Raw genomic sequence first — 13,066 nt, 5'->3', positions numbered from 1 at the left:
TGGTTCGTCACGTGCGCAGCGCGGCGACGATCAGGGCTTGCGTGAGCAGGAACCCGGTGGCGAGGTTGAGCCAGAGGAACCGGCGCCACCCGCGGTGGGCCTGCTCGCAGTCGGTGTCGTCGAGGTGCCGGTAGGGCGCCACCGAGGCCAGGTAGGGGAGCGGCACCACGGCGGCGAGCGCGGCGGGTGGTCCCGCGGTGAGCATGAGGACGGCCGACACCGCGTACCCGCCCATCGCGAGGCGGACGGTGCGCCGAGCACCCAGCGCGGTCGCGATCGACGCGATCCCCGCGCCGCGGTCGGCCGTGATGTCCTGGACGGCGCCGAACGCGTGCGACGCGGCGCCCCACAGGAAGAACGCCGCCAGCGTCGCGACGACGGGCGCGGTGAACCGGCCACCGGCCAGGGCGATCCCGAGCACGGCGGGACTCACGAAGTGTGTGCTCGACGTGACCGAGTCGAGGAACGGACGCTCCTTGAACCGCAGCCCGGGGGCGGAGTACGCGACCACGGCGAACACGCTCACGGCGAGCACGGCACCCGACGCGAGCCCGCCCGCGGCGAGCAGGACGACGAGGAACGGCACGTTCGACGCCACCGCGGACCACAGGGTCGCGCGGTGCCACCGGTCGTCCAGGACGGCCCCCTCGATGCCGCCCTTGCGCGGGTTGGCGAGGTCGGACGCGTAGTCGAACACGTCGTTCAGGCCGTACATCAGCAGGTTGTACGGGACGAGGAAGTACAGCGTGCCGACGGCGAGCAGCCAGCCGGGCTCGCCCCCGGCGAGCAGGTACGCGACGGCGAACGGATAGGCGGTGTTGATCCAGCTCAGCGGTCGCGACGCGAGCAGCACCTGGCCGAGCCCGGCGAGCGGTCCGGGTCGCGCGGTGGTCGCGGTCGTCACGCGTCGACCTTCTCGCGGACCCGCACCGGGGTGAGCAGCACCCAGACGGACGGCAGGGCGAGCGCGGCAGCGACGGGCCACGCGAGGTCCTCGACGGGGGCGCGCCACACCTGGGCACCGAGCAGCGTCGCGGGGTCGTACCGGAAGAGGTCGGCGCCGATCATCACGCTGTCGAACACGACCGTGAGCACGACCAGCACGGCGAGCGTGACGACGACCGGCACGCCGAACGGCGTCCCCCGCAGGCGCGCCGCGCGGGCGCCGACGACGGCCAGCACGGCGGCGGCGGCGAGGACGACGAGGCCGGGCTGCACGTACGTCACGAGCTCGCCCGACGTGCGGTGACGAGCCGGTGCGCGGCGGTGAACACGACCATCGTCAGGTAGGAGAGGAACGTCACGAACACGAGCTCCTCGACGGGCAGGTGCGGTGCGACCTCGACGCCCAGCAGGGCCCGGCCGTGCCCCCGCGCGACGGCGCCGTGGGAGATCGTGACCGCGTCCCAGCACAGGAACAGCGTCACGCCGACGGCGAGGACCGTGAGCGCGCGGCGCGGGCTGTCCCAGACGAACAGCCGGTGCCGGGCGTCGAGCAGCACCACGCCGGCCAGGGACACCAGCAGCGCCGCCAGGTACCAGCCCCTCATCGGGACCCCCGGACGGGCGCCGGGCGGGTGGGGGCCAGCGGTGCGGGGAGCGGCCCGGACGAGCGGTCGCCGCGCAGCCGCTTGACCGCGAGCTCGGCGCTGATCAGGCACATCGGCAGGCCGACCCCGGGGATCGTCGAGCCCCCGGCGTAGAGCAGGCCCTGCACCTTCGAGGACGCGTTGCGGCCGCGCCACCAGGCGCTCTGGCGCAGCACGTGGGCGGGGCCGAGGGCGCCGCCCGACCAGGACGACAGGTCGCGGGCGAAGTCCGCCGGGCCCACGGTGCGGCGCACGACGACACGTTCGGCGAGGTCGGGGATGCCGACGACGCGCGCGAGCAGGTCGATCGCGGCGTCCGCGACCTGCTCGACGACGGGGTCGCCGCCGCCGCCCAGCGTGACGTCGGCCGGCACGGGCACCAGGAGGAACAGGTTCTCGCTGTCGGGCGGCGCCACGGTGGGGTCGGTGCGCGACGGGGCGCACACGTACATGGACGCCTCGTCGGGCACGCGCCGGCCCGGGCCGAACACCGCGTCCACGTTGGCCCGCCAGTCGGCGGCGAAGACCAGGGTGTGGTGGGTGAGCTCGGGGACACGACCGCGGACGCCCAGGTGGACGAGGACCGCACCGGGGCCGGGGTCGCGGTTCGCCCACCACCGTTCCGGGTAGGTGCGCAGGTCCGGGGGCAGCAGCGCCGTCTCGAGGTGGTGCAGGTCGCCCGCGCCGACGACGACGTCCGCGTCGACCACGTGCTCGTGGCCGTCGTCGTCGACGACCTGCACGCCGCTCACCTGGGGCGTGGGCGCCGTCGTGGTCAGGATGCCCACGACCCGGGCGCCGGTCCGGACCGATGCACCCTCGCGCTCGGCGAGCCGCCGCAGCGCGTCGACGAGGGTGCCGAAGCCGCCACGCGGGTACAGGACGCCGTCGGCCAGGTCGGCGTGGCTCATGAGGTGGTAGAGCGCGGGCGCCCGGTCAGGTGCCGTGCCGAGGAACACGGCCGGGTAGCCGAGCACGCGGCGCAGCCGCTCGTCCCGGAACCGGTGCGCCACGTACCCGTCGAGCGACTGCAGGACGAGCGGCAGCAGGCGACCCGCCCGGCGCAGGAGCGCGGGCGACAGGAGCCGGGGCAGCGACTGGAACGTCGAGTACAGGAGGTGCTCCAGGGCCACCTCGGTGGTGATCCGCGCGGACTCGAGGTACCGGCGCAGCCGCGCGCCGGCGCCGGGTTCGACCGCCTCGAACAGCTCCACGGAACGGTCGGCGTCGGAGTGCAGCTCGAGCGGCTCGGCGCCGCTCGCGAACCAGGCGCGGTAGGCGGGGTCGAGGCGCACCAGGTCGAGCTCGGCGTCGGCGCTGGTGCCGAGCAGGGCGAAGAAGTGCTCGAAGACCTCGGGCATGAGGTACCACGACGGTCCGGTGTCGAAGCGGAACCCGGCGCAGTCCCAGGTCCCGGCCCGCCCGCCGACCTCGGCGCGCTGCTCGAGCACCTGCACGTCGTAGCCGTCCCGGGCGAGCAGGGCGGCCGTCGCCAGGCCGGCCACCCCGGCGCCGACGACGACGGCGCGCGTGCCGGTCCCGCGCCTCACGGCCGAGCCGTCCGGGTGGGCAGGAGTCGCTCGGTCACCTGCCCGAGGAGGATGCGCCCGACCACGAGCGCCTTCACGGGGCCCGGGACGCGCACCCGGCGGTGCTCGATGGTCGTCGCGGGCGTGGCGCGCAGGCGCCGGGAGAGCGCGGCGAACAGGTCGTGGGCCGCGCGGACCCCGCGCCGGCTGGACGGCGGGAGCGCGTCGATCGCCCGCGCGGCGGCGGCGAGGTCGGCGTCGACGTCGTCCAGCAGCGCGTCCCGACGTGCGTCGGTGAGGCTGCCCGGGCCGAGCCCGGGGAAGTACGCGCGCCCCAGGTCGTCCCGGTCCGCGGCGAGGTCGCGCAGGAAGTTGACCTTCTGGAACGCCGCGCCGAGACGCCGTGCGCCGTCCGCGAGGTCCGCGTAGCGCGCGTCGCGCTCGGCCGCCGTGCCGGGCTCGGACGCGAGGAAGATGCGCAGGCACATGAGACCGACGACCTCGGCCGACCCGTGCACGTACGTCGCGAACGTCCGCTCGTCGTGCGTGGACCGGACGAGGTCGGTGCGCATGGACGCGAAGAACGGGTCGACCAGGTCGGGCCCGATCCCGCACTCGCGCGCGGTGAGGGCGAACGCGTGCACGACGAGGTTGGTGGAGAAGCCCCGGGCCGTGGCGCGTGCGGTCTCGGCCTGGAGGTCGTCGAGCAGCGCGGCCCGCTCGTCACGGGTCAGGGGCAGCGAGGGCGCGTCGACGAGCTCGTCGGCGAGCCGGACGAGGCCGTACACGTCGCGGACGTGGCCGCGGACCGGCTCGTCGAGCAGGCGGCACGCGCGGGCGAACGACGTCGAGTACTGCGAGATCACGCACGTCGCGCTGGCCCGGGCGGTCGCGTCGTACAGGTCCGACGAGGAGGCGACCGTGCTCATGGCGTCCTCCCCACGGGTGCGAGCAGGTCGGCGGTGAGCCGTTCGACGACGCCCGCGACGGGCCCGGTGTCCCGCGCGACGAGCCGGGCCTCGCGGACGTGCTGCGCGACGAGGTCCTCGACGGCCTGCCGCGACCCCGAGCGGGTGAGGGCGTCGCGCACGTCGTCGGCGGCGGCCGCGGTCAGGTCGGGGTCGCCGAGGTGCAGCGCGACGACGGGCCAGGCCGCGGTCGTGCGCGCGTGCGCGACGAGGGCGGTGACGGTGCCCTCGCGGAGGTCGGACAGCGTGCTCTTGCCGGTCACGGCCTCGTCGCCGAACGTGCCGAGCAGGTCGTCCTGGAGCTGGAACGCGATGCCGAGGAGGCGCCCGAGCCGGTCGAGCCGGGGGAGCAGGTCGGCGGGGGCGTCCGCGAGGACCGCACCGGCCTGCATCGGCAGCGAGAACGAGTACACGGCCGTCTTGTGCTCCTCGACCGTGAGGACCTCCGCGAGCGACGGGTCGTCGACGCCGAGCCCGAGCCGGACGTCGCCGAGCTCGCCGCCGGCGGTCACGCGGACTGTCTCGTCGAGCAGGGCCAGCAGCCGGGCGACCGTCCCACGGTCCGTGTCGGTGGTCGCGATCAGCCGAGCGGCCCCGACGAGCGCGAGGTCGCCGGCCAGGATGCCGGCGGCCTGGCCGTACCGGTGGGCACGGGGGGCGGACGCGCCCGCCGCCCGGCCGCGTGCCTCGAAGGCGCCGGAGACGTTGGGCCGGCCGCGGCGGTGCAGGTCGTGGTCGATGACGTCGTCGTGCATGACGAAGGCAGTGTGCAGGAGCTCGACGGCGTCGGCGACGTGCCGGGCGACGTCGGCGCGGGTCCCGCCGAGCGCGTCGTAGGTGGCCAGCAGGAGGGTGGGCCGCAGCCGCTTGCCACCGGCGGATGCGCCCGCCATCGCGTCCCACAGCGCGCGGGACTCGGCGTCGGCCGCGCCGGCGGCCCCCGCGGCGAAGAACGCGGGGAAGGTCTGGCGGTCGAGCACCTGTGCCGTCATGACGGTCGGGTCAGTCCGGGTGCGCCGATCTCGGCGAGGCCGCGCACCTGCTCGACCATCCACGGGCTGAACGCCCACGGTGTCGCGGCCACGGCCCGTCCGAGGTCGACGGTCTCGACCCAGCGGACCTCGGCGACCTCGTCGGGGTTCGGCGTGGGCTCGGCGTCGGTGGTGGCGAACCACACGGGGCAGACCTCGTTCTCGACGACCCCGCCGGCGTCCGTCGCGCGGTACCGGAAGTCGGGGAGCAGCACCTCGACGTCGTCGACGCGCAGGCCGAGCTCGTGCCGTGCGTGCCGGGCGATCGCGTCGGTCAGGTCCTCGCCCGGGCGCGGGTGCCCGCAGAACGAGTTGGTCCAGACGCCCGGCCAGGTGGCCTTGCTCAGCGCCCGACGGGTGACGAGCAGCTGCCCGGCGGCGGAGAAGAGGTAGCACGAGAAGGCGAGGTGCAGGGGCGTCGTGGTGGTGTGGACCGTGGGGCGCGGCGCGGTGCCGCAGGGCCGGCCCTGGTCGTCGAGCAGGACGACGAGGTCGTCGGGGTCCTGCTCGGTGGTCACGTGCTCGGGCGCCATGGAGACACCGTAGGGCACGATTGCTAGACAGGCTAGTTGTCTCTCCGGCTAGCATTACCGCGTGGCAGACGACCCGGCGACACCTCACGCGGCGCACTACTGGTACGCCGACGATCCGTCCGTCGTCGAGGTCCTCGAGGCCGTCCGCCGGTTCCGGCGCGCGGACCAGGAGATGCGCCGTCGTCTCAGCGCCGGCATGGACATGAACGAGACCGACCTGCAGGCCCTGCAGCTCGTCATCGCCACCGAGTCCCGCGGCGGCCAGGCGCACCCGCGCGACATCGCCGCGCACCTGCGCATCTCCACCGCCTCCACCACCAAGCTGCTCGACCGTCTCACCGCGTCCGGCCACCTCGTGCGTGGCGTGCACCCCACCGACCGCCGCTCCGTCGTCGTGTCCAGCACGCCGCACGCCCACCAGGAGATCCGCGAGCGCCTGGAACGGATGCACGCCGCGATGGCGGCGATCGTCCGTGACGTCCCGCCCGACGCACGACCGCACGTGCGGGACTTCCTGCGGGCGATGGCCGCACAGCTCGACACCGAGGGGACGGTCGCACCGCTGACCCCAGGCCCGGCGCGCTGACTCGCCGCCCTCAGCCGAGCTCGACGAGCTCGCGCACGTCGTCGTCCGGCAGCGTGTCGGCGACCGCCGTCACGACGAGCTCGTCGAGCCGCGCGTACCCGTGGTGCACGTTGAGGAAGGCCGTGTCGGACGCGTCCCGACCGGTCGCGATGCGCACGAGCGTCGACCGCGGCGCGAGCGTCGTCGCGTCCACGACGCACCAGCGGCCGTCGACGAACGCCTCGGCGACGGCGTGGAAGTCCATCGGCGCGAGGCCCGGCGCGTACACGGAGACGAGGCGGGCGGGCACGTCCAGCGCCCGCAGCAGCGCGACGACGAGGTGCGCGTAGTCGCGGCAGACGCCACGGCGGTCCAGCAGCGTGCTGACCGCCCCGTCGGTCGGCTGGCTCGACCCGGGCACGTACGACAGCCGCGACCCGACCCACGAGCTGACCGCCGCGAGCAGGTCCACGCCGTGCAGCCCCGCGAACTCCGCGTGCGCCGTCGGGCCCAGCGTGTCCGACTCGCAGTACCGGCTGGGACGCAGGTAGCGCAGCAGGTCGACGTCCTGCGCACCCACCCCGGGCGCGCGACCGCGGACGGACGCCCGGTAGTCGAGCACGAGCCGCCCGGGGTCGGCGCGGACCACGTGCACCCGGGTGCCGTGCAGGTCGGCGAGCTCGCTCACCTCGACGGCGCGGCCGTCGAGCGTGACCGAGAGGTCCTCGTCGGCCGCGAGCTGGGCCGAGACGGCGAGCTCGAACGCCAGGGTGACGGAGGACGTGACGTCGAGGCTCAGATGGGCCGACAGGTCGCGTTGCACGCGCTCATCGTGCTGGACGCAGGGTCGGACCGCCCGGCGACGGGCTCACCAGGACGAGCGCACGTAGTCCTTGAGGAAGCACCCGAACAGCGGCTCGCCGGCCTCGCCGCGCACGATCGGGTCGTACACGCGGGCGGCGCCGTCGACGAGGTCGAGGGGTGCGTGGAAGCCCTCCTCCGCGAGCCGGACCTTCGTGGGGTGCGGGCGCTCGTCGGTGATCCAGCCCGTGTCGACGCTCGTCATGAGGATGCCGTCCTCCGCGAGCTCGGTGGCGCTCGTGCGGGTGAGCATGTTGAGCGCGGCCTTCGCCATGTTGGTGTGCGGGTGGCCGGGGCCCTTGTAGCCGCGGGAGAACACCCCCTCCATGGCGGACACGTTGACGACGTAGGCACGCCCGGCCGCGGTCGCGCGCATCGCGTGGCGCAGGCGGCTGACCAGGATGAACGGCGCGGTCTGGTTGCAGAGCTGGACCTCGAGCAGCTCCATCGGGTCGACCTCGTCGACCGTGGCGACCCAGCTGTTCGTCTCGGCGACGTCCGGCACGAGCCCGCCCGCGTCGATCGCGGTGCCGGCCACCAGGCGGCTCAGCGACGCCGCCTCGGCGGTCAGGGCCAGCTCGGCGACCCCCGCCTCGCGGGTCAGGCCGAGGGACGGGCTCGTGAGCTCGGTGACCGAGCCCGCGAGCGCGGCGGGGTGCGCAGCGCTGGTCCGCCCGAACGTCGTGATCTCGGGCAGCGGGCCGCCGGGCAGCGGCTCGAGCTCGGCGTCGACGAGCTTGGAGTAGGCGCCGGGGGAGCGGCGCACCGTCTGCGCGGCGTTGTTGATGAGGATGTCGAGCGGACCCTGCGCCGCGACGGTGTCGGCGAGCGCGACGACCTGGGCGGGGTCGCGCAGGTCGATGCCCACGATGGAGAGGCGGTCGAGCCAGTCGGCGCTGTCCGGCATCGCGGCGAACCGGCGGGCGGCGTCGCGGGGGAACCGGGTGGTGATCGTGGTGGCGGCACCATCGCGCAGCAGGCGCAGCGCGATGTACATGCCGATCTTGGCGCGCCCGCCCGTGAGCAGCGCGCGCTTGCCGGTGAGGTCCGTGCGGGCGTCCCGCTTCGCGTGGTTCAGGGCCGCGCACGCCGGGCAGAGCTGGTGGTAGAACGCGTCGACCTCGACGTACGGCTCCTTGCAGATGTAGCACGGGCGGGCCTTGAGCAGCGTCCCGGCCGTGGCGCCCTGCGCCGACGAGACGAGCGGGATGCCCTTCGTCTCGTCGTCGATGCGGCCCGGGCTGCCCGTCGCGGTCGCGTGGATCACGGCCCGGTCGGCGGCGCTGATCGCGTCCCGGCGCTCGGCGCGGCGCTGCTTCTTGGCGGCCTTGAACAGGGCGGACGTCGCACGGCGGCCCAGGGCGAGGTGCGGGTGGTCGGACGGCAGGCGGCTGATCTGGTCCGCGACGCGCAGGAAGACGTCCAGGTCGGCCGGGTCGACGCCGTCGGGGACGGCGGCGAGGCTGTCCGTCGAGAGGGCGGGGCTGGGCGCGGTCATGGTGGTGTCCTCGGTCGTCGTCGGGGGAGCCGACGAGCAGACGGGCACGGGAGCCGGGCGCGCAGGCCCGTCGATCCTACCGGCCCGGCACCAGCGCCTGAGGGGGACCATCGTCCGGCATGTCAGGTTCGTCACGAGTTGCTACGTTCGGGAGCGCGAGCCCCGCCGGAGACGGCAGCAGGCCGGCCCCCGACGGACGGACGGAGGAGCCACGGTGAGCGAGACGCCAGACAGCACGAACCCGTTCGGGCCGATCCACGGCCGGGCGAGCTTCCGCCAGCACTTCGACCGGACGGTGTTCCCGGAGCACGGGCTCAGTCCCGACGAGACCTACGAGCTGTTGCACACCGGCCTGATGCTCGACGGGCGCGAGACGCTCAACCTCGCGTCGTTCGTCACGACGTGGATGGAGCCGCAGGCCGAGGCGCTCATCCACGACTCGCTGCGCAAGAACCACATCGACCACGAGGAGTACCCCGCCGCGTCGCTCGTCGAGGAGGCGTGCGTGCACATGCTCGGCGACCTCTTCCACGCGCCCGACCCCGCGGCCGTGGTGGGTGTGGCGACGATCGGGTCGTCGGAGGCGATCATGCTCGGCCTGCTCGCGCACAAGCGTGCCTGGCGGGACCGCCGGGCGGCGCAAGGGCTGCCGACGGACCGGCCCAACGTGGTCTTCGGTGCCGAGACGCACGTGGTGTGGGACAAGTTCGCGAACTACTTCGACGTCGAGATGCGCAAGATCCCGATGAAGCCGGACCGTTTCGTGCTGGGTGCGGACGACGTCGAGGCACAGGTCGACGAGAACACCATCGCGGTGGGCGCCGTGCTCGGCACCACCCACATCGGTGAGGCCGACCCGATCGAGGAGATCAACGACCTCCTGGTGCGCATCAAGGCCGAGAAGGGGTGGGACGTCCCGCTGCACGTCGACGGTGCGAGCGGCGCGTTCGTCGCCCCGTTCGCCGAGCCGGACCTGCGCTGGGACTTCCGCCTGTCCCAGGTCGCGTCCATCAACGCGTCGGGGCACAAGTACGGGCTCGTGTACCCCGGGGTCGGGTGGCTGGTGTTCCGCGACGCGTCCAAGCTGCCCGAGGACCTCGTGTTCAGCGTCAACTACCTCGGCGGCGCGCAGCCGACGTACACGTTCAACTTCTCGCGCGGGTCGGCCATGATCCAGGCGCAGATGTACAACTTCCTGCGGCTGGGTCGCGACGGTTACACCGCCATCGTCGAGACGATGATCGCCAACGCCCGCCACCTCAACGAGGCCCTCGCGGCGTCCGGGCGCTTCGAGATCCTCAACCCGGGCCTCGCGGAGCCGGTCGTCACGTTCCGCATGAAGGACGACCCCGGCTTCGACGTCTACCACCTGTCCGCGCGGCTGCGCGAGGACGGGTGGATCGTGCCCGCGTACAGCCTGCCGCCGGACGCCGACGACGTGCACCTCATGCGGATCGTCGTCCGCCTGGACCTCAGCCGGCCGATGATCGACCTGCTGCTGCGCGACATCGACCACGCGTGGGACGCGCTCGTGGCCGAGCAGCCGGTGCTGCGGGCGTCGAAGAAGCCCGACGTGTGGACGGCGCCGGACAAGGCCGCCGCGCACAGCAAGGCCCGCACCGGTCTCGGGCGGTGACCACGCCCGACCTGGGGCCGCTGCCCGACCTGCCGGCGGGGTGGACGGCGGTCCGGACGCGCGGGCCCGGGCCGTTCGTCACGCACGCCGTGCTGGAGCGGCCAGACGGGGTGCAGGTCGAGTGGACCTCCCGGCGGCACCGCAAGGGCCTCGGGCTGCGCGCGCCCGGCGCCGCCCGTGCGCGTGGGCGGGCGTCGGCGTCGAGCTGGTGGATCGGGTCCCTGTTCGCGATCGGGTCGGTGTGCTTCGCGCTCGGGTCGCTGCCGCTGTTCTTCGACGCCGTCCCGGAGCGGGCGGTGGGGTGGACGTTCTTCGTCGGGTCGATCTTCTTCACGAGTGCCGCCTACCTGCAGTACGACGAGGCGGTGCACGCGCCGGCGGACGTGGTCACCGTGCAGCGCCGACCGCGCAGGCTGGCCTCGCTGCTGCACTGGCACCCGCGCCGCATCGACGCGTGGGCGGCGACGATCCAGCTCGTCGGGACCGTGTTCTTCAACATCAGCACGTTCGCCGCGACCCGCGCCGACCTCGCGGTGAGCCAGGAGCGGCACCTCGTGTGGGCGCCGGACGTGCTGGGGTCGGTGTGCTTCCTCGTGGCGAGCTGGCTGGCGTACTCGGAGGTCAACCGGGGGGTGCTGCCGCGGCCGGACCGGTCGGTGGGGTGGTGGGTCGCCGGGGTGAACCTCGCGGGGTCGGTCCTGTTCGGAGCGGCCGCCGTCGGGGCGCGCTACCTGCGCTCGACGGGGGAGCTCGCGAACGTGGCGCTGGTGAACGCGGGCACGTTCCTCGGGGCGGTCGGGTTCCTCGTGGGGGCGGCGCTGCTGCCCGTGGAGTCGGCGCGGGACCGGGCCGAGGCCTGAAAGGGGGCGGCCGTCCGGACCGTTGACCGCCTCCGGGCCGCCACGTACCGTGCAGTAACGCTGCCGTCCGAATGGTGAGATCGCTGATGACGCTCTTCCCGACCGTGGTCCTGACCGGCGCCCTGCCCCCTGCCTCACGGGCGCACCTCGAACGGCACGGCGTCGCCGTCGTCGGGGCGGACGACGACCCGGACGTCGAGGTCGTCACCGCTGGCGCCGTCCCCGCCGGGACCGCACGCGCGACCGTCGTGCTCACCGGCGCGCACCCGTCGCCCGAGGTCGTGACGCTGCTGCACACCCGGGGCGTCACCGTGCAGGACACCGGGCCCGGACGCGTCACGCTCGGCCGCCCCGTCCCGCTCGCCGGCGCGCCCGTCGACCCGGACCTGCTCGCCTGGACGTCCGACCTGCGCGTGGACGTCCCCGCGACCCTGACCCTCGACCCGGACACCGCCCGTGCCGCGGTCCGGGTGCTGCGCGACACCGACGCCGAGGGCGCCACGGGCCCGGTCGTCGTCGCGCTGTGCGACAGCGCTGCCGACGGCGCAGGACCGGTCGTGGTCGTGTCGGCGGACCTCGACCAGGAGCCGGCCGCGGTCGAGGTGCTGCTCGACGCCGTGCTCGCCGCGGCGGCCCACCGGCCCCTGACGGTCGAGCCCTCCGCCGCGGCCGACGCGAGGGCGGACCTCGCGTCGCACCCGGCCTGGCTGCGGCTGCGGGACGACGTCGGTGCGCTGCGCGCCCTGCAGGTCAAGGACGGCTCCATCCCGGACACCGACGCGCACCCGGAGGCCCGCCGGCTGGCCGCCGCCATCGCCGCCGCCGTGTCGACCCTCGTGCCGTTCGTCCCGCACGACGAGGACTACCTCGCCGCGGTCACCAAGGACCTCGCCCGGTGGGTGGACGACGGGTTCGGCGTGCCGGACTTCCTCGACTCGCTCGTCCTGTTCCACCCCGAACGGCTCCGCGTCGACGGCCTGCGCCACCTCGTGCTGTTCCCGATGTACACGCAGAACGGCAGCACCGACCGCCGGTTCGAGGCCGTCCTGCTCGAGGTCCGCTGGCCCGACGTCGTCGCGCACCTCGAGGCGACCCGGTTCTCGAACGCGATGTTCGTGCCGGTCCGGTTCCTCGACTTCACCGCCGGCTACGACACCAACTCCGCGGTGCTGTTCCCGGAGACCGTCGCGGTGCGCGAGATCCCCGTGTTCACGTGGGGAGCGATCTTCGCCGACCGGGAGGCCGCCCGGTTCCGCCGGGTCGTGCGCGCGGCCGCGGAGACGACGCGGCTCGCCCTCCCGCCCGACGCCGCCCGGCTCCTCGACGACCAGCGGCTCGCCGAGGAGACGTTCGTGCTGTGGGACCTCGTCCACGACCGCACCCACATGCGCGGCGACCTGCCATTCGACCCGTTCATGATCAAGCAGCGGATGCCGTACTTCCTCTACTCGCTCGAAGAGCTCCGCTGCGACCTCACCGCGTTCCGGCACGCCGTCGCGCTCGAGCGCGACGGCGTCCCGCACGCCCGGTACGTGCAGTACGCCGTGCTGTTCGACCGCATCTTCCGGTTCCCCGTCACCGGCACCCGCGTCCGCAACTACGACGGCCTGGGCGGGCAGCTGCTGTTCGCGTCGCTGCACCAGCACCACGTCCTGGACTGGACGGACTCCCGGCTGACCGTCGACTGGCCGCGTGTGCCGGACGCCGTCATCGCGCTCGGCGAGCAGATCGAGCAGCTGTACTGGCGCTCGATCGACCGGCCCAAGACCGCGCACTGGCTCGCCGCCTACGAGCTCGTCTCCGGCACGCTCACCCCGCACCCGGCGTCCGTGTGGGCAGGGGGCACGGCCGCGCTCCCCGTCGACGGGCTGCCCAAGGACCTCACCGACGCGGTGCTGCCCGACGAGTTCCCGCTGTCGATGTTCTACGAGGCGCTCGCCCGCAAGATCGGCGACGTCGTCGCGTCGACCTCGGGCATCACCGCCTGACGAACCCT

At 74.1% G+C, this 13,066-nt stretch carries 13 protein-coding genes; 4 read left to right on the top strand and 9 right to left on the bottom strand.

Going from position 1 to position 13,066, the window contains the following annotated elements; translation table 11 throughout:
- Positions 1-7: 7 nt before the first annotated feature.
- From Cch01nite_RS06020 to idi, 7 genes are read right to left on the bottom strand one after another with little or no spacing between them, the layout of a single operon-like run.
- On the bottom strand, positions 8-904 hold the full coding sequence (locus Cch01nite_RS06020) for a prenyltransferase (protein ID WP_203749866.1): 897 nt from the start codon (positions 902-904) through the stop codon (positions 8-10).
- Positions 901-1,227 carry a lycopene cyclase domain-containing protein gene (locus Cch01nite_RS06015; protein WP_203749863.1) on the bottom strand — a complete coding sequence of 109 codons (327 nt, stop codon included), beginning with the start codon at positions 1,225-1,227 and terminating at the stop codon, positions 901-903. Before Cch01nite_RS06015 ends, Cch01nite_RS06020 begins: the two co-directional genes overlap by 4 nt.
- Complete coding sequence (locus tag Cch01nite_RS06010; RefSeq protein ID WP_203749861.1) at positions 1,224-1,550, bottom strand: lycopene cyclase domain-containing protein; 327 nt, start codon at positions 1,548-1,550, stop codon at positions 1,224-1,226. The genes Cch01nite_RS06015 and Cch01nite_RS06010 overlap by 4 nt, the downstream gene beginning before the upstream one ends.
- Complete coding sequence (crtI, locus tag Cch01nite_RS06005; RefSeq protein ID WP_203749859.1) at positions 1,547-3,139, bottom strand: phytoene desaturase family protein; 1,593 nt, start codon at positions 3,137-3,139, stop codon at positions 1,547-1,549. Before crtI ends, Cch01nite_RS06010 begins: the two co-directional genes overlap by 4 nt.
- Positions 3,136-4,047, bottom strand: a complete 912-nt coding sequence (locus Cch01nite_RS06000; RefSeq protein WP_203749857.1) for a phytoene/squalene synthase family protein — start codon at positions 4,045-4,047, stop codon at positions 3,136-3,138. The genes crtI and Cch01nite_RS06000 overlap by 4 nt, the downstream gene beginning before the upstream one ends.
- A complete protein-coding gene (locus Cch01nite_RS05995; RefSeq protein WP_203749855.1) occupies positions 4,044-5,078 on the bottom strand; it encodes a polyprenyl synthetase family protein in 1,035 nt (344 codons plus the stop codon). The genes Cch01nite_RS06000 and Cch01nite_RS05995 overlap by 4 nt, the downstream gene beginning before the upstream one ends.
- Positions 5,075-5,650, bottom strand: coding sequence for an isopentenyl-diphosphate Delta-isomerase (gene idi / locus Cch01nite_RS05990; RefSeq protein WP_203749853.1), 576 nt, complete (start codon positions 5,648-5,650; stop codon positions 5,075-5,077). Before idi ends, Cch01nite_RS05995 begins: the two co-directional genes overlap by 4 nt.
- Positions 5,651-5,711: 61 nt before the next feature.
- Between idi and Cch01nite_RS05985 the strand changes: the two genes are divergently transcribed.
- Positions 5,712-6,236 (top strand): MarR family winged helix-turn-helix transcriptional regulator, encoded by a 525-nt coding sequence (locus Cch01nite_RS05985; protein ID WP_239069952.1) that lies wholly within the window; start codon positions 5,712-5,714, stop codon positions 6,234-6,236.
- A gap of 10 nt (positions 6,237-6,246) precedes the next feature.
- On the opposite strand, the gene Cch01nite_RS05980 is transcribed toward Cch01nite_RS05985, so the two are convergent.
- Complete coding sequence (locus Cch01nite_RS05980; protein ID WP_203749851.1) at positions 6,247-7,038, bottom strand: transglutaminase-like domain-containing protein; 792 nt, start codon at positions 7,036-7,038, stop codon at positions 6,247-6,249.
- Positions 7,039-7,083: 45 nt separating this feature from the next.
- Positions 7,084-8,574 carry an SDR family NAD(P)-dependent oxidoreductase gene (locus Cch01nite_RS05975; protein ID WP_203749848.1) on the bottom strand — a complete coding sequence of 497 codons (1,491 nt, stop codon included), beginning with the start codon at positions 8,572-8,574 and terminating at the stop codon, positions 7,084-7,086.
- A gap of 214 nt (positions 8,575-8,788) precedes the next feature.
- On the opposite strand from Cch01nite_RS05975, the gene gad reads away from it, so the two are divergent.
- From gad to Cch01nite_RS05960, 3 genes are all read left to right on the top strand, one after another.
- Positions 8,789-10,210 (top strand): glutamate decarboxylase, encoded by a 1,422-nt coding sequence (gene gad, locus Cch01nite_RS05970; protein ID WP_203749845.1) that lies wholly within the window; start codon positions 8,789-8,791, stop codon positions 10,208-10,210.
- The gene (locus Cch01nite_RS05965) at positions 10,207-11,070 is read left to right on the top strand and encodes a YrhK family protein (protein WP_203749842.1); all 864 of its coding nucleotides are present in this window, start codon (positions 10,207-10,209) and stop codon (positions 11,068-11,070) included. Before gad ends, Cch01nite_RS05965 begins: the two co-directional genes overlap by 4 nt.
- 617 nt (positions 11,071-11,687) lie before the next feature.
- Entirely contained in the window at positions 11,688-13,058 is a 1,371-nt protein-coding gene (locus tag Cch01nite_RS05960) for a DUF6421 family protein (RefSeq protein WP_373309809.1), read from the top strand.
- Positions 13,059-13,066: the final 8 nt, after the last annotated feature.

Origin of the sequence: Cellulomonas chitinilytica, from assembly GCF_016862675.1 — a bacterium.
Classification (GTDB): Bacteria; Actinomycetota; Actinomycetes; order Actinomycetales; family Cellulomonadaceae; genus Cellulomonas; species Cellulomonas chitinilytica.
Note: the sequence above shows the minus strand (reverse complement) of the source record. Positions and strands in the feature narration are given on the sequence as shown.

Bases quoted from the DNA above. Each gene is read 5' to 3' on its own strand.
- Cch01nite_RS06010 (WP_203749861.1), bottom strand. From the start codon at position 1,550: ATGAGGGGCTGGTACCTGGCGGCGCTGCTGGTGTCCCTGGCCGGCGTG.
- Cch01nite_RS06000 (WP_203749857.1), bottom strand. From the start codon at position 4,047: ATGAGCACGGTCGCCTCCTCGTCGGACCTGTACGACGCGACCGCCCGG.
- Cch01nite_RS05995 (WP_203749855.1), bottom strand. From the start codon at position 5,078: ATGACGGCACAGGTGCTCGACCGCCAGACCTTCCCCGCGTTCTTCGCC.
- idi (WP_203749853.1), bottom strand. From the start codon at position 5,650: ATGGCGCCCGAGCACGTGACCACCGAGCAGGACCCCGACGACCTCGTC.
- Cch01nite_RS05975 (WP_203749848.1), bottom strand. From the start codon at position 8,574: ATGACCGCGCCCAGCCCCGCCCTCTCGACGGACAGCCTCGCCGCCGTC.